The organism is Acetatifactor aquisgranensis, assembly GCF_943193215.1.
Lineage (GTDB): Bacteria > Bacillota > Clostridia > Lachnospirales > Lachnospiraceae > Acetatifactor > Acetatifactor aquisgranensis.
Genome location: NZ_CALPDH010000018.1, coordinates 59130 through 75022 on the forward strand (window position 1 = coordinate 59130; position 15893 = coordinate 75022).

Annotated in this window: 13 protein-coding genes and 1 pseudogene; 13 read left to right on the top strand and 1 reads right to left on the bottom strand. The window is 54.6% G+C overall.

The features are described from left to right. Window positions 1-10 precede the first annotated feature (10 nt). The 3 genes from NFS35_RS16010 to NFS35_RS16020 all read left to right on the top strand — a co-directional run bounded on the left by NFS35_RS16010 (window position 11) and on the right by NFS35_RS16020 (window position 5495). Window positions 11-583, top strand: a complete 573-nt coding sequence (locus NFS35_RS16010; RefSeq protein WP_251208131.1) for a DUF2284 domain-containing protein — start codon at window positions 11-13, stop codon at window positions 581-583. A gap of 110 nt (window positions 584-693) precedes the next feature. Continuing rightward, on the top strand, window positions 694-2208 hold the full coding sequence (locus tag NFS35_RS16015; protein ID WP_251208132.1) for an ASKHA domain-containing protein: 1515 nt from the start codon (window positions 694-696) through the stop codon (window positions 2206-2208). 167 nt (window positions 2209-2375) lie between these two features. Next, entirely contained in the window at window positions 2376-5495 is a 3120-nt protein-coding gene (locus tag NFS35_RS16020; protein WP_251208133.1) for a type 1 glutamine amidotransferase family protein, read from the top strand. 104 nt (window positions 5496-5599) lie between these two features. Here NFS35_RS16020 and NFS35_RS16025 read toward each other — a convergent pair whose 3' ends face one another. Beyond that, window positions 5600-7132, bottom strand: a complete 1533-nt coding sequence (locus tag NFS35_RS16025) for a sodium:solute symporter family protein (protein ID WP_251208134.1) — start codon at window positions 7130-7132, stop codon at window positions 5600-5602. Between the two features lie 257 nt (window positions 7133-7389). Here NFS35_RS16025 and NFS35_RS16030 point away from each other — a divergent pair, with 257 nt between their 5' ends. From NFS35_RS16030 to NFS35_RS16070, 10 genes and pseudogenes are all read left to right on the top strand, one after another. Next, window positions 7390-8061, top strand: coding sequence for a response regulator transcription factor (locus NFS35_RS16030; protein WP_251208135.1), 672 nt, complete (start codon window positions 7390-7392; stop codon window positions 8059-8061). A 14-nt stretch (window positions 8062-8075) separates the two neighbouring features. Next, on the top strand, window positions 8076-9548 hold the full coding sequence (locus tag NFS35_RS16035; RefSeq protein WP_251208136.1) for a sensor histidine kinase: 1473 nt from the start codon (window positions 8076-8078) through the stop codon (window positions 9546-9548). After that, on the top strand, window positions 9538-10581 hold the full coding sequence (locus NFS35_RS16040; protein ID WP_251208137.1) for a hypothetical protein: 1044 nt from the start codon (window positions 9538-9540) through the stop codon (window positions 10579-10581). Before NFS35_RS16035 ends, NFS35_RS16040 begins: the two co-directional genes overlap by 11 nt. A gap of 54 nt (window positions 10582-10635) precedes the next feature. Continuing rightward, window positions 10636-12213, top strand: a complete 1578-nt coding sequence (locus NFS35_RS16045; RefSeq protein WP_251208138.1) for an alanine/glycine:cation symporter family protein — start codon at window positions 10636-10638, stop codon at window positions 12211-12213. A gap of 211 nt (window positions 12214-12424) precedes the next feature. After that, on the top strand, window positions 12425-13663 hold the full coding sequence (pepT, locus tag NFS35_RS16050) for a peptidase T (RefSeq protein ID WP_251208139.1): 1239 nt from the start codon (window positions 12425-12427) through the stop codon (window positions 13661-13663). 74 nt (window positions 13664-13737) lie between these two features. Then, window positions 13738-13902, top strand: a complete 165-nt coding sequence (locus NFS35_RS16055) for a hypothetical protein (protein ID WP_251208140.1) — start codon at window positions 13738-13740, stop codon at window positions 13900-13902. 18 nt (window positions 13903-13920) lie between these two features. Next, window positions 13921-14103: pseudogene (locus tag NFS35_RS29030) on the top strand (LytR/AlgR family response regulator transcription factor); the annotation flags it as partial. Then, on the top strand, window positions 14086-14487 hold the full coding sequence (locus NFS35_RS29035) for a LytR/AlgR family response regulator transcription factor (RefSeq protein WP_304971406.1): 402 nt from the start codon (window positions 14086-14088) through the stop codon (window positions 14485-14487). The pseudogene NFS35_RS29030 and the gene NFS35_RS29035, both read left to right, overlap by 18 nt. Window positions 14488-14525: 38 nt before the next feature. Continuing rightward, window positions 14526-15392, top strand: a complete 867-nt coding sequence (locus NFS35_RS16065) for a Spo0B domain-containing protein (RefSeq protein ID WP_251208142.1) — start codon at window positions 14526-14528, stop codon at window positions 15390-15392. Continuing rightward, window positions 15389-15739: an ATP-binding protein gene (locus tag NFS35_RS16070; RefSeq protein ID WP_251208143.1), complete on the top strand. Its 351-nt coding sequence runs from the start codon at window positions 15389-15391 to the stop codon at window positions 15737-15739. The genes NFS35_RS16065 and NFS35_RS16070 overlap by 4 nt, the downstream gene beginning before the upstream one ends. The last annotated feature ends 154 nt before the right edge of the window (window positions 15740-15893 follow it).

The window sequence follows — 15893 nt, forward strand, 5'->3', positions numbered from 1 at the left end:
AGGAGACAGAATGGTTAAAAAAATAGCAGATGCTGAAATTCTGGACAATCTGGTAAAACAGGCGCTGGAGCGGGGAGCGGACAATGCCGCCGTGATCCCGGTTTCCAAAGTGGAGACGGATGCCGGTTTCCGGAGTCTGTGCGAGCAGAATACCTGCGGGAAGTACGGCAAATGCTGGACATGTCCGCCGGATGCCGGTGACATCGATATATTGATGAAGACGATACGCACCTTTGACTATGCGGTTGTCTACCAGACGATCGGAAAGCTGGAGGACAGCTACGACATAGAGGGGATGGAGGAAGCTGCCAGAAAGCACAGTATGCTGACCCGGAAGATGCGAGAGTCTGTAAGTGAGGATTCTTTTGTGCGAATTCTTCATCTGGGCGCGGGAGGATGCCATATCTGTCCTGTGTGCGCCAGAGTGGATAATCACCCTTGCCGGTTCCCGGAGATGGCTGTTTCTTCGCTGGAGGCATATGGAATTAACGTGTCCAAGCTTGCAGCGGCATGCGGTATGAAGTATATAAACGGACAGAATACCGTTACATATTTCGGGGCAGTGTTTTGTTCCTTGATGTAAGCTGAGAAGAAGTACTAATTTGCAGGTTAGCACCTTTTTTGCGGTTTGAGTTTTTGTGGGTTTGTTTAGCGGCTGGATTCGGCGGATTTGGGTAGTTGACAGGGACGGATATGACAGAGATTAGGATTAACGGGATTGTTTTTGAGGCAGGGCAGGGGACGCTGCTGGGGGATCTGGTGACCCGGGAGTGTTCCGGAGGCGGCCCGATGTTGAGTTTGCCCTGCGGTGGCCATGGACGCTGCGGGAAATGCAGAGTGGTGGCAAGGGGGGCGCTGAGTCCTCTCTCGGAAGCGGAGAGACGGCTTCTGTCTCAGGAAGAGATAGGGCGGGGCGTCCGCCTGGCCTGCTGTACCACTGTGGAGGGAGACTGCAGCATAGAACTGGTCGGACGGGATAATGGACAGATCCGCACGGTTGGAGATATGCCGGATATTGTGCTGAGACCGGCTTTTGATGCCTATGGTTTTGTGCTGGACATTGGGACTACGACTCTGGCGGCGCGTCTGTATGATGTTAAGGGAACGCTGCTGGCAGAGGGGAGCAGACTGAATCCCCAGGCCGGGTGGGGAGCCGATGTGATTTCCCGCATTGAAGCTGATTTAAGGGGCGAGGGCGGGAAGCTGACGCAGGCAATCTGCAAGGCAGTGGACGGACTGGTGGAGGAGCTGGCTGCGAAGGCACGGATAGGGCAAAAGGAGATTGACGGGCTGGTAATCACGGGAAATACCGTGATGCTGCACCTGCTCACCGGCACATCCACGGAACCTTTGTCCCATGCCCCCTTTGCCGCGCAGCGTCTGTTCGGAGAGACTGTGACGGCGGAAAAAACGGGGCTTATATCGGTGCTTCCGCAGACGGAAGTATATCTGGCTCCCTGCGCGGCGGCTTTTGTGGGGGCGGATCTCATCACGGCGCTTCTGGCCGGAGGCCTTTGCGATACTGGGGATACGAAGCTTCTGGCGGATATCGGTACCAACGGAGAGATGGCCCTATGGCATGGGGAAGAGCTATATTGCTGTTCCACGGCTGCGGGGCCGGCTTTCGAGGGCGCGGGAATCTCCATGGGGATGGGCGGGAGCAAGGGGGCCATCGACAGGGTGGCTGTCAGGGACGGAAAGCTGGCCGTCCATGTCATCGGGGACGCGGAGCCGGTGGGCATCTGCGGCAGCGGTGTGGTGGACGCAGTGGCCTGTCTGCTGGAAACCGGCCAGATGGACGATACCGGATATATCGAGGAGGAGTCGGCGGTAATCAGCGAACCGGTCATTTTTGCACAGAATGACGTAAGGATGGTGCAGTTGGCCAAAAGCGCCATCCATGCCGGAATCCGAACTCTGCTGCATTCCGCGAATCTGGAATGCGGGGATGTCCGGGCGCTTTTGATCGCGGGGGGCTTCGGCAGTTTCCTGGATGTGGAGAATGCGGCGAAAATCGGCCTCTTTCCGGAGGAAATGCTGCCCTGCATCCGTGTGATAGGAAATGCGGCGCTGAGCGGTGCGTCCATGCTGCTGTTGAACAAAGAATACAGAGGTGCCTGTGAAAAGTACGCCGCACAGGCGAAGATAGTGGAGCTGTCGACCAATCCGTTTTTCGCAGACGAATATATGGAGAGGATGCTGTTTTGAAGAACGGATAAAACCGCGCTGCGGAGGAGCTTGCTTTGAAGATTTGAAGAATTTGTCCTGAGGAAGTTGTTTTGAGGAGCTTTATGGCTGCGGCAAGAGTTTTGATTGCTATGGAAAATGGTGTCCTGGAAAGGACACTTTGAAATGGAAGACAGGAGGGTAACGATATGTTATATCCAAGAAAAGTAGAAAAGGCACTGGATAAGGAACTGTTCCGGAACCCGTCCAGCGAGTACCGGGGCACCCCGTTCTGGGCCTGGAACTGCAAGGTGACGAAGAAGCAGATCGCGGAGCAGACCGAAGACCTGCGCCAGATGGGCATGGGCGGCGCCCACATCCACAGCCGCACCGGCATGAATATCCCGTTCATGAGCGAGGAGTTTCTCGATTTGGTTTCCTATGCTCACGACCAGTTCGCGGAGAAAGAGATGCTGACCTGGCTTTATGATGAGGACCGCTGGCCCTCAGGCTTTGGCGGAGGCCTTGTGACCTGCCATGAGGAGTACAGGCAGCGCTGTCTGGTGTTTTCCTCCGAGCCCATCGAAGACGGATTTCCGAAAGATAAGGGAGAGTCCATCTCCTCTGCCAGGGCTATACGAAACGATTCCCGGAAGTTCCTGATGTGTTATGGAGTGCAGCTGAACGAAAAAGGGAACATGACGGATTATCGGGTCCTTGCAGACGGCGAAGCGATTCCGGAGGGCTACGCGCCCTGGTATGCTTATCTGGAGGTGTCAGGCGACAGCGCCTGGTTCAACAATCAGGCCTATGTCAACACGCTGGATCCAAAGGCCATGGCCTTTTTCCTGGACACGGTTCATGAGAAATATGCCGGAAAGCTGGGGGATTCTTTCGGCAAGGATATTCCCTCGATTTTCACCGATGAGCCGCAGTTCGTGCACAAGAGCCGTCTGGGCAGGGCGGATGACAAGCAGGCCCGGTTCATCCCCTACACGGATGATTTCGAGGAGAGCTACAGGGCTGCTTATGGGGAATCTTTCCTGGAGCATCTGCCGGAGGTATTCTGGGAGATGGAAGGGAAGCCCGTGTCCGTGACCAGATACCATTACCATGACCACATCGCGGAGCGCTTCTCCCAGGCTTTTGCGGATCAGATTGGAAACTGGTGCGAAGCCCACGGTTTTGCCCTCACCGGCCATATGATGGAGGAGCCCACCCTGAGGAGCCAGACTGCCGCCCTGGGAGAGGCCATGCGTTCCTACCGCAGCTTCCAGCTGCCGGGAATCGATATGCTCTGCGACAGCAGGGAGCTGACCACGGCGAAGCAGACCCAGAGCGCGGTGCATCAGTATGCCAGAGAGGGCATGCTCAGCGAGCTTTACGGCGTCACCAACTGGGATTTCGACTTCAGGAACCACAAACTGGGCGGAGACTGGCAGGCGGCGCTGGGCGTCACCATCCGCGTCCATCATCTGACATGGGTGTCCATGGAGGGCGAGGCAAAGCGCGATTATCCCGCCTGCATCGGCTATCAGTCCCCCTGGTACCGGAAATATAAGAAAATCGAGGACTATTTCTCCAGGCTCAACACTGCCCTGGTGAGAGGCACGCCTTTCGTCAAAATCGGCGTCATACATCCGATTGAGTCCTACTGGCTGAAATGGGGCAATGAGGAGACCACGGGAGCGGAGCGGGAAGAGATGGACAAGGCGTTCTCCGACCTGACCTCCTGGCTGCTCTACGGCCTGCTGGATTTCGACTTTATCTCCGAGTCTCTGCTGGAGGAGCAGGAGGATAATGGGAAAGGTTTCGGCGTGGGCGCCATGAGCTATGACGTGGTAGTAGTGCCTGATTGCCTGACCCTCAGAAAAAATACGGTAGAGCGTTTGAAAAAGTTCGCTGAAAAAGGCGGGAAGATATTCTATCTGGGACATGTGCCGGAGTACATCGACGCTCTGCCCGCCCCGGACGACGCGCTGGCACAGACAGGAACTGTCCTGCCTTTCACCAAGCAGGCTGTCCGCGAGGCGCTGGAGCCTTACCGCACGGTAAGCGTCCGCGACAGGAGAGGGATGAAGTCCACGAACCTGCTGAGCCAGCAGCGCCAGGACGGGGAGAACCGCTGGCTGTTCCTGGCCCATTCCGAGAGACCCGCCAATCCGGACGACGTGACGGCGGAATATTGGACCATCCGTGTGCCCGGAAACTGGACCGTGGAGCTGTATGATGCCATGGAGGGCACCATATCTCCTGTAGCCGTGCACTATGGGGCGGACAGGACCCAGTGGGAGGTGACCTCCTATGCACAGGACTCCTTCCTCTACTGCCTGAAGCCGGGACGTGCAGAGGAAAGCGCGGCACCAGATTCTGAGAGCGCTGCTGTCTGTCAGGCGGCCGCTACGCCGGAGCTGGCAGACTTCGTGCTGGAAGAGCCCAATGTCCTGGTGCTTGATATGGCGGAGTACAAGATGGATGACGGAGAATGGAAAGAAAAAGAGGAAATCCTGCGCCTGGATAATAACTTCCGCAGAGAAGCCGGCTATCCCATGCGGGAAGATGCCTATGCGCAGCCCTGGATTTACGGCGAGCGCAGCTTTGAACATAAAGTGTCGCTGAGATTTACCATCTCCTCTGATATTGAACTGGATCAGGTTGAACTGGCTCTGGAAAACGAGGAAATCACCGAGCTGATCTGGAACGGTGAAAAGGTTGAGCATAAGGTCAGCGGATACTATACGGACAGGGAATTCCACAAGGTGGTTCTGCCCGGCCTGAAAAAGGGAGAGAACGTGCTGGAGGCCAGACTGCCCTACCATATGAGCGTGAATGTGGAAGCCATGTTCCTGCTGGGACAGTTCGGGGTCAATGTAAAGGGCAGCACGGCAGTCATCACGGAACTTCCTGAGAAACTTGGTTTTGGAGACATCTGCTCCCAGGGCCTGCCTTTCTATGGCGGAAATGTGGTCTATCGTGTGCCTGTGGAGCTGGCTGGGGACGGCGAGCTTTCCGTGCAGGTACCCAGATTCCGCAATCCTCTGATTGAGGTAGTGCTGGACGGAGAGGAGGGGCGTTCCAGAGATCTGTTCAAGAGTCCTTATCGTGTGAATTTCGGCCAGGTCAAGAAAGGAAAGCATGTGATAGAGCTCCGCGCTTACGGCAACCGGAGGAATACCTTCGGCCAGCTGCACAACTGCAGCGGATTCGTCAGCTGGTGCGGCCCCAATGCATGGCGTACTACCGGTGAGAACTGGGCCTATGAGTACCAGTTGACTCCGACAGGCATCCTGGTCAGTCCCCGGGTGGAAGTTGCTGTAGAAACAAAGTAATATAATCGGAATATCGCACAAATCATCTAAGCAAAGAAAAGCTGCCGCATCGTTCTGGTGCGGCAGCTTTTTTCTGAAAAACAAATCTGTAAATTCAGGCAGATTTATCTCCCCAGAGCCGTCTTCTGCGCAACTTCCGTCTTCTTCTCATAGCAGGCAAATGCATTGTCCACCAGCTTCTTGTCTGGCTTTGGCGTGAACAGGCTCACCACCGGCACGATGACAAGCCCCGCCAGCATGGCGATGGCCCCGCAGTTGATAGGGGACTGCATGATGACCGGGAAAGAGGGCCGGAAGAAGATATTGGCCACCATCAGCACGGAACTGAAGAAGAAGCAGACCCAGCAGGAGGCTTTCGTCACTTTTTTGGAGTACAGAGAGTACAGGAAAGGCGCCAGGAAAGAACCGGCTAACGCCCCCCAGGACACGCCCATCAGCTGGGCGATGAAAGTCACGGAGCTCTTGTACTGAATCAGGGCCAGAATAGATGAAATCGCAATGAACACCACAATCAATATCCGCATGCTGAGCACCTGCTTTTTGTCGTCCATCTTCTGAAAGCAGACCTCTTTCAGGAAATCGATCGTCAGGGTAGAGCTGGAGGCCATGACCAATGAAGACAGGGTTGACATAGAAGCGGACAGCACCAGAATCACCACCAGCGCGATCAGCAGGGGCGACAGGCCGGAAAGCATGGTAGGGATGATGGAATCGAAGCCATTAGCCGCCACGTCGATTTGGTCCGAGAACAATCTGCCGAAGCCGCCCAGGAAATAGCAGCCCCCGGCCACCACCAGCGCGAACAGGGTGGAAATGATGGTCCCTTTTTTGATGGACTCCTCATTTTTGATGGCATAGAATTTCTGCACCATCTGGGGCAGGCCCCAGGTGCCGAGGGAGGTCAGGATTACCACGAACAGCAGATTTAAGGGATCCGGGCCGAAAAAGGACGCAAAGGTGCCCGGGGTAGTAGCCACGGTTTCATCGGTAATCCTCGCCAGGCCGTCCAGAGCCGCCATGAACCCGCCCTTGCTCTTCAGCACGGCTGCGATGATCGTAGTGATGCCGCCCAGCATGATGATTCCCTGAATGAAATCGTTGATGGCGGTGGCCATGTATCCTCCCGCGATGACATAGATTGCCGTCAGCACCGCCATCAGGATGATGCAGACGGAGTAATCGATGTTGAAAGCCATGCCGAACAGCCGGGAGAGGCCATTGTACAGGGAGGCGGTGTAGGGAATCAGGAAGATGAAGATGATGACGGATGCGCCGATCTTCAGGGGACGGCTGCCGAAGCGCTCCCCGAAGAACTGGGGCATGGTGGCAGAGTCCAGGTGCTGGGTCATGATGCGGGTCCTGCGTCCCAATACCGCCCAGGCCAGCAAAGAGCCGATGATGGCGTTTCCGATTCCCGCCCAGGTGGCGGCGATGCCGTATTTCCAGCCGAACTGCCCGGCATAGCCCACGAAGACCACCGCCGAGAAATAGGAGGTGCCGTAGGCGAAAGCGGTGAGCCAGGGGCCTACGGAGCGCCCGCCAAGAACGAAGCCGTTCACGTCCGTGGCATGCTTGCGGCAGTAGATGCCGATGGCAATCAGTACCGCGAAATAGAGAATCAGTAGAATGAGTTTCATGTTTTCTCTTCTCCTTTGCCAATTTAAAGTGTTAAAGCAACTATAGCACAGATTGCCGCATTATGCAATTGTTTCTTTTCCGAAATGGAATGTTTCCGTCGGATAATGTCATATGTGGATGTTGACAGTTCATTTTTAAGACTATAGAATGGAAGAAGAGCCTTCCAATGGAGATGGGATACAAGAAAGATACAATTATAGGTTTTCATATATTCAGAATATGTTATAACGAAATTCAGACAGAAGTGAGGGATATTATGCTGAAGATACTGATTGCAGAGGACGAGGAGCCTATCGCAAATCTGATAAGGATGAATCTGCGTCGGGCAGGCTACGCCTGCGTATGGGCCCCTGACGGAGAGAAAGCGGCGGATCTGATGGACGAGGAGAAGTTCGATCTTGTACTGCTGGACGTCATGCTGCCCGGCATCAATGGTTATGAACTGATGGAATATGCGAGGAGCCTGGAGTTGCCGGTGATTTTCCTGACAGCTCTGGGCAGCACGGAGAATAAGGTAAAAGGGCTGAAAATGGGGGCTGACGACTATCTGACCAAGCCCTTTGAAATCGTGGAGCTCCTGGCCAGGGTGGAGGCCGTTCTGCGCAGATACCACAAGACGGAGACGCTTCTGACGGTATTCGACGTGGTGATTGACACGGCGTCACGCTCTGTGACCCGCAACGGGGAGCCCGTGCTCCTCACCATGAAAGAGTTCGAGCTTCTGCTGCTGCTTGCCAGGAACCGCAATATCGCCCTGTACAGGGAGACCATTTACGAGACCATCTGGGGAGGCGAGTACATGGGGCAGAGCAGGACCGTGGATCTCCATATCCAGAGATTGAAGAAGAAGCTGAACTGGGACAATGAGATTACGGCGGTCTACAAGGTGGGATACCGTCTGGAGGGAGAAGAAAAAATAGCAAAGTAGAGGATTAGGGATACATGAGATTCGCAGATAAACTGTTCCTGGCCATGACCGCGCTGCTCACACTGATGTTCGCTCTCTTCGGGACATGGATGCTCTCCGCGGATTTTTCCCAGCTTCTGGACAAGGAAATCGAACAGGGAAATAATGACATCCGCACTTTTCACTATCTGTTCGAGATGGGGTACCAGTCCACGGAGGAATTCGGGGAGGACTATGCCATCAGTAAGACCCTGAGCAGCATTGTGGCCAGCGTGGAGCGGGACGGGCGGCATATGTTCGTGATAAGGGAGAACGGTGAACGCTTTTACGGAGGCGACTATCTGGAGAACATGGGCTTTACGGATGTGCTGGACAGCCTGATAATGACCCTTGAGGCTCCCGGTTCCGCCGGTTACAGCAGCCGGAATATCGCCGTCCGGCAGATTGGCAGTACCTACTATCTGTTCGCGGTCACCATGTCGGGCGTAGCCGAGAGCAATGTGTATCTGGCCATGTGCAGGGATCTGACAGAAATCTATGATGCCAGGAGCAGCCTTCTCTCCCGGTATCGCATTGCGCTTCTGTGCCTGCTGTCCGCGGGCGGCATCTGGGTATACTTTCTCTCTCGCTATATCACAAGACCGATTCGAAGCCTGGGAAGAATGGCGAGCAGGATTGCCGATGGAGACTACATTCTGCGGTCCCAGAACAAAAGCAGGGATGAGATTGGAGAGCTTGCCCGGGACTTCAACCGGATGGCAGACCGCCTGGTGGAGGAGATGCAGGTCAAAGTGCTGGAAGCAAAGCAAAAGGAAGATTTCACTGCCGCTTTTGCCCATGAGTTGAAGACGCCGTTGACTTCTATTATCGGCTACGCGGACATGCTCAACTCCCTGGAGTTGACAGAGGAGGAGCGCCATGACGCCTATTTCTATATCTATAGCCAGGGGAAGCGGCTGGAGAGCCTGTCCCACAAGCTGCTGGAACTGGTGAGCATGGACAAGAATCCCCTGACATTCCGGACGGTGTCCACAAAGGAGCTGGAGCAGAATCTGCGCATTACCATGCGGCCTATCTGGAAGCAGCGGGGTGTCCGGGGAAGAGTGAATCTGGAAAAGGCTATCATCCAGGGGGATGCGGAACTTCTGTTGTCCTTGCTCTACAACCTGATGGACAATGCGGTAAAGGCTCTGGACAAGGGGGATCTGAGCTTCATGCTGATGAAAGGAGTCTGTCTGACGGGGGCTTATGAGATAAAGGTAGTGGACAATGGAAGAGGGATTCCCGCGGAGGAAATCAGCCGCATCACGGAGGCGTTCTACATGGTGGACAAGTCCCGCTCCAGAAAGGAAGGGGGAGCGGGCATCGGGATGGCGCTGTGCCAGAAAATCATCCAGCTCCACAAAGGCACCATGGAGGTGGAGAGCAGGCTGGGCGAGGGGACGGTAATCAAGATTACTTTTCCCAGAAAGGAAAGTTCTGTGAAAGGGGAAGGCTATGGCGGATAACGTAAAGCGGAGAGGCATCATCCTGTCGGCGCTCGCGGCGCTGATAGTAGCGGCTTTTTTTGCGCCGCAGATACTGTTCCAGGTGCAGGATGCCATCCTGTGCAGGGATACTGTGCTGGAACAGCAGGAAAGCATGAACGTGGAGGCGCTGAGCACTACATATGAACATTCCCTGGCGGCGAGGATGCAAAATTACGCGGAAGGGCTGGCGGCAGGCAATACATTTTATATTGCATCCCAGGAGCTTGAGTCGATGGATGAAGTGAAGGAATTTATATATTCAAGTCAGTGCATCTATGGGGAAATCATCAGCAATTTTATCAATACCGGGCTGCTGCCCGCCTCTATCTGGGAGATGGGCTATGTCATAGAAGATTGTAAGCAGTATGTCATTTATAGCGATGATTTTACAAAGGGCATGAATTTTATCCTCTGGTACGTGGAGATGCGGGATGACAACGGACCTGTGCTTAAGATTCTGGCAGACGCGGAGGACGGCACGATATACGCGCTCAAAACAGAAGAAAACCTGCAGGGCGCTTCGGCGAATCCGAACACTGATATGGGACGGAGCTACATCAATGAGATTTTCTGGAGCGATGCTGTGGCAACCGAGATGTGGGGGTTTTTTGCCATAAACTATGAAGTCATGAACGAGTCCGAGGAGAAGGACTTTGAAATCATGGTGGGGGAGTACGGATGGTCCGGGGACGGCCTGATGAACGGAGAGAACTCCGCTGCATACAGCGAGCAGCCCGGGATTGTAACGGATGCGGACTACATAAAGAAGAGGCAGGCGGAGGCGAGGGAAATAATCAGTCTTCATGAGGAGTGGAGTGATATCCAGGAAATGGTCCAGTATCATATGTGGGGCGAGGATTCCATGTTTTTCCTGCTGCCCTACGAGGACGCGAAAGTGGAGGTCGTCATGAAAATTCCGGGCACCGAGAAGCCGTCCGCATATATATACGGAATTCCGGACATTGTTGTGGGGATACGCCAGATTTATGAAATGATTCCGGAATTTGCATAAATCATTCCTTGTACCAATATATTTAGAAAAACGGTATGGTCACATGAGGTTTTTGTGGATATAAGGTATGGGATTCTTGGCAGTATGCCGGTAGAGAATATTTTCCTGGGGGGAAGCGCCCTTGGAAATGCCATCGGCGATATCATTGCCTGGCTGGACGATCTGGTCTGGGGGCCCTGGATGCTGGCGCTGCTGCTGGGCTGCGGATGCTATCTGATGATTCGGATGGACTTTTTTCCCATCAGGAATCTGAAATTCGCGCTGAGATGCGCCCTGGGAATAGAATGGAAAGACAGGAAGAACCGTGGCGGAACAGCTGGAGCAGGGCCGGACGTTTCCGGCACAGGGGCGGCAAAACGTCCGGCAGGAGAAAGATTGCAGGGCAAAAGCGCATCCGGAAAAGCAGGGAAGATTTCCTCCTTGTCGTCCCTGACGACGGAACTTGCCACCACCCTCGGCATCGGGAATATCGTAGGGGTGGCCACGGCCATGACGCTGGGCGGGCCGGGGGCGCTGTTCTGGATGGTGGCAACCAGCATCGTGGGGCTTGCCACCAAGCTGGCGGAGAGTATGTTGGCAGTGAAGTACAGGGGCAGGAATGACAGGGGTGAGATTGCGGGAGGCCCTATGTACACCTGCCTGCATGGATTCCCCAACAGGAAGATTGGCAGGATGCTGGGTTTCCTGTTCGCACTGTTCGCAGTGACGGCTTCTTTCGGCATGGGAAATATGACCCAGTCCAATTCCATCGCGGATGCCCTGTGGGTTGCTTTCGCTGTGCCAAAGGCGAAGACAGGGCTTATTTTGACAGTCCTGACAGTTCTGGTGGTAATCGGCGGCATCGGTGTCATAGGAAAAGTGACTCAGGTGCTGGTTCCCTTTATGGGAGTTTTTTATTTATGCGGGGCTTTTGCGGTGATACTGGTGCACTGGCGGAATGTGCCCATGGCGGTGGGAGGAATCATGACGGCGGCCTTTTGCCCGGAGGCGGTGTCCGGCGGCATCTTCGGCAGCGTCACAGTGTCAGCTTTCCAGTCCCTGCGATGGGGCGTTTCCAGAGGAATCTTCTCCAACGAGGCAGGAATCGGCGCTTCCGGCATCACTGCTGCGGCAGCGGATACGGACGACTACATAAAACAGGGCTGTATCAGCATGACAGGCGTATTCCTGGATACGGTAGTGGTATGTACGATTACAGGGCTTGCTTTCGCGGTGTCGGGAATGCTGGGGAGTATGGACGTAAATGGGAATCCTTTGACTGGCACGGCCATGACGCTGGCGGCTTTTGGCACCGTTCTTGGGGAATGGGGCGGCAGCTTTGTCAGCATCTGCATCGCGCTGTTCGCCTTTGCCACCGTAATCGGCTGGGCCTATCAGGGGGAGAAAGCTTTTGAGTTCCTGTTAGGCGGAAAGACCAGATATAATCTATGGTATCGCTTTGCCTATGGGCTTGCGGTTTTTCTCGGATGTATCTGCCCTCTGGAGACCGTGTGGAATTTTTCGGATATCTGTAACGGACTGATGGCGGTGCCGAACCTGATCTGCGTGCTGGCGCTGTCGGGGAGGGCCTGTCGGGAGATACGGGAGTATCCGGTGCCGGGGGCAGTGCGGAAACCGGGCGATTCTCGGTAGATCGGCGCGAAAGTTGTATCTGTCTAATGTACCTGATTGGACGACTATTAATTGGATAAGTGTGTCACATAGTTTCCGATTAAAAAAGAATTGTGGTTCATTCAGATTCGTGGTATGATGAAAGCCAGATAACGCAGAAAGGCGGGAATCCGCGGCGGCGCAGGAATCCGCAGCAATACATACGCCCGCAGAAAAGAGAGGTCAACAGAACATGTCAAAGACAATCGATTACTTTTTGCAGTACGCTAAAATCGACACTCAGTCCGATGAGACGACCGGAACATCGCCCAGCACGGCGAAACAGCATGACCTGGCAAAGCTCCTGGCAGGACAGCTTAAGGACATAGGGGCCACGGAAATCACCTACGACAGGGAGCACTGCTACGTATACGCCACTGTCCCCGCGTCAGAGGGCTGCGAGGATGCTCCGGTGCTGGGGTTGATAGCCCATATGGACACCTCTCCTGCAGTGTCCAACGCAGGCACGAAGCCCCGAATCGTGGAAAATTATGACGGCGGGGACATCGTTCTGAACGAGGCAGAGAACATCATTTTCCGGCGGGCTGACTTCCCGGAGATGGCAGAGTATGTGGGCCATGACCTGATTGTGACGGACGGCACTACGCTCCTTGGCGGGGACGATAAATGCGGCATCGCAGAGATCATGGCAGCCAGCGAATACCTGCTGCAGCATCCGGAAGTGAAGCACGGCAAGCTGCGCATCGGCTTCACGCCGGACGAGGAGATTGGAGAGGGCACCAGACACTTTGATGTGGAGCTGTTCGGCGCGGATTTCGCCTATACCGTGGACGGCGGCGGATTCGGGGGACTGCAGGCGGAGACTTTCAATGCGGCAGGTGCGAAGCTGACTGTGAACGGACGCAGCGTCCATCCCGGCGGGGCCAAGGGAAGGATGGTCAATTCCATGCTGATAGCCTTTGAGTTCCAAAGCCTCCTCCCTGTGTTCCAGAATCCTATGTATACAGCGGGACGGGAGGGCTTCTTCCATTTGGATGGCATCCATGGAAATGTGGATCAGACAGTATCGGATTATATCATCCGCGACCATGACAGGAAGTTGTTCGAGCAGAAGAAACAGGTCTTCATGCAGTGCGCGGATTTCCTGAATCAGAAATACGGCGAGGGAACCGTGGAAGTGGAGATGCAGGACAGCTATTACAATATGTGGGAAGTGCTGGAACCCCATATGCATCTGATTGAGAATGCTTCTGAGGCCATCAGGGAGCTGGGCGGCGAACCGGTGGTGAGCCCTATCCGGGGCGGTACGGACGGCGCCAGGCTTTCTTTTCTGGGACTGCCCTGTCCGAACCTTTGCAACGGCGCAGGCAATGGCCACAGCCGCTTCGAGTTCGCCAGTGTGCAGTATATGGAAAAGTCAACGGAGCTGCTTCTGAAGCTGGCGGTGAAGTATGCTTCATTTCGTATCTGACCACAAGGAAATATCCGGCAAGGGAAAACGATGAAATGAAGCGGGAGGATTGAACCAGAAGAGATATGCTGCATTTGGCCATATGTGACGATGACAAAAGGTTCCTGAAATATCTGGCCGGGGAGGTGGAATGCTGGGCAATGGAAGGAGGGCATTCCATGGAAGGAGGGCATTCGGCGGCGGGGAGGATGTGCAGCGTGGAGCTGTATCCCGGCGCGGATGCCTTTCTGTTCGCGTAGGAAGAACGGAAAAGTACGGATATCCTCCTCCTGGACATTGAGATGCCGGGAACGGATGGGATAGCGCTGGCGAAGAAGCTCAGGCAGATGGGTGATTCTGTCAGCATCATCTTTGTGACAGGCAATCCGGACTTCGCGCTGGAGGGGTACGATCTGGAGGCCGTGTCCTATATCTTGAAGCCTGTGAAAAGACAGCGCCTGTGGGCAGCCCTCAGCCGGGCCAGGGAGCGTGTTGCCCACAGGAAGTCGATTATCGTGGCGCTTTTCGGCGGGGAGGTGGAGAAGGTGTACCTGTCGGACATCTGCTGCCTGGAAAGTGACGGACACGACTGTATCCTCTGGAAAAGTGATGGAGGGAAACTAGTCTGTAAATCCGGGATTCGGCAGCTGGAACAGGAACTAATGGAAACAGGGCATTCCTTTTTCAAACCCCACAGGTCTTACTGCATCAGCCTGGAGCATGTGGAGAGAATCGGGAAAAAAGAGATTAGGATGGATAACCGGATGACAGTCCCCATTGCCAGAGGGAAGTGGGAGGAGCTGAACCGGGCTTATATGGAGTATTTTCGCAGGCAGAGCTTTTGAACCTGGCAAAAAGGCAAGGCATGGGAGAGGAAAGCGGTATGCTGAGACTTGGAGTCTGGCTGATATGGCTGGCATTATATCAATATTATATAGAACAGATCTGCGATTTGGAAAAAGGAAAGATAAAGCGAATCGCAGTGTGGGGAATCACAGGAGGAACGGCCCTGGCCGTAGGGATAGTGAGTTTGGTAATGTCAGGTCTCAGCAGGCCCGTTGGAAAGTGGCTGATACTTGCGGGCTGGCTGTTGATAATGCTGGTTCTCTTTCTGTATGTGCTGTTTTACGATGCGGCTCCGCTTTGTCAGCAATGGTGGAAGGCGCTGGCTCCGGGATTCGTGCTCGTGCCGGGGGCATTTGCGGAGAATCCGGTTTCAATAGTGCTGGCAAATGGGGCTATTACAGTATTTTTTCTGCTGATGCCGGCATACGCAAGTGGACGAAAGGATTTTTATGCAAAAGGAGCTTCCCTGGCGGACATTGCCGTCTACGGCATCATAAGCCTGTACCTGTGGAAAATCAGAGAGACGGCTGATACCGGGATGCTGCTTGGTTTCCTGGCGGTGGAACTGCTCCTGTTCCTGTCTCTGGAGGGGACATTTTCTGCTTACCGACAGGGGTTTCAAGTCCAGACGGAGCGTTTCCAGAGGGATATCCTGAGCCATCAGTATGAAGAAGTAAAAGAAATCTACCTGAACATGCGGGGCTGGCGGCATGACTACCACAACCATCTCCAGGTGATGAAGGCCCAGATTGCCGCGGGGCAGATGGAAGAGATGAAAGGGTATCTGGATGAGCTGGAGCAGAGCCTGGAGGATGTGGACACTTTTGTAAAGTCCGGCAACCTGATGGCAGATGCCATCCTGAACAGCAAGCTGTCCCTCGCTGAAAAAAGGGAATCCCTGTGAACTGCAAGGCCATTCTGCCCCGGGAGCTGTCAATAGAGGACGTGGATCTCTGCGTCCTGCTGGGGAACCTGTTGGACAATGCCCTGGAGGCCTGTGAAAAGATTCCGGAGGACCAGCGATTCCTGCGCATCTACATGGTGGTGAACCAATCCCAGCTCTATGTCTCCATTCAGAATTCCGCCAGGGAAGAACTGGACTTCAACGAGAGGAACTACATCTCCACCAAGCGCGGGAACCATGGGCTTGGCATGAAGCGTGTCAAGGCGCTGGCGGACAAGTACGAGGGATACCTGACCCTGGCCAATGAACCGGGCATCTTCGCGGCGGAGGTGACTCTGCCCCTGTAAGAGCGCAGCACCAGATTCTCACGCGAATCGCCTGCGCCGTTTGCGGCATTTTCAGCCACGTTGGCAGCTATGGTGACATAGAAGAAACTTCCTGTACATTTCACGCTTCAAAATGAACATTTCGTGCGGAAATCCTCAAAGGGATGTTCCTGTT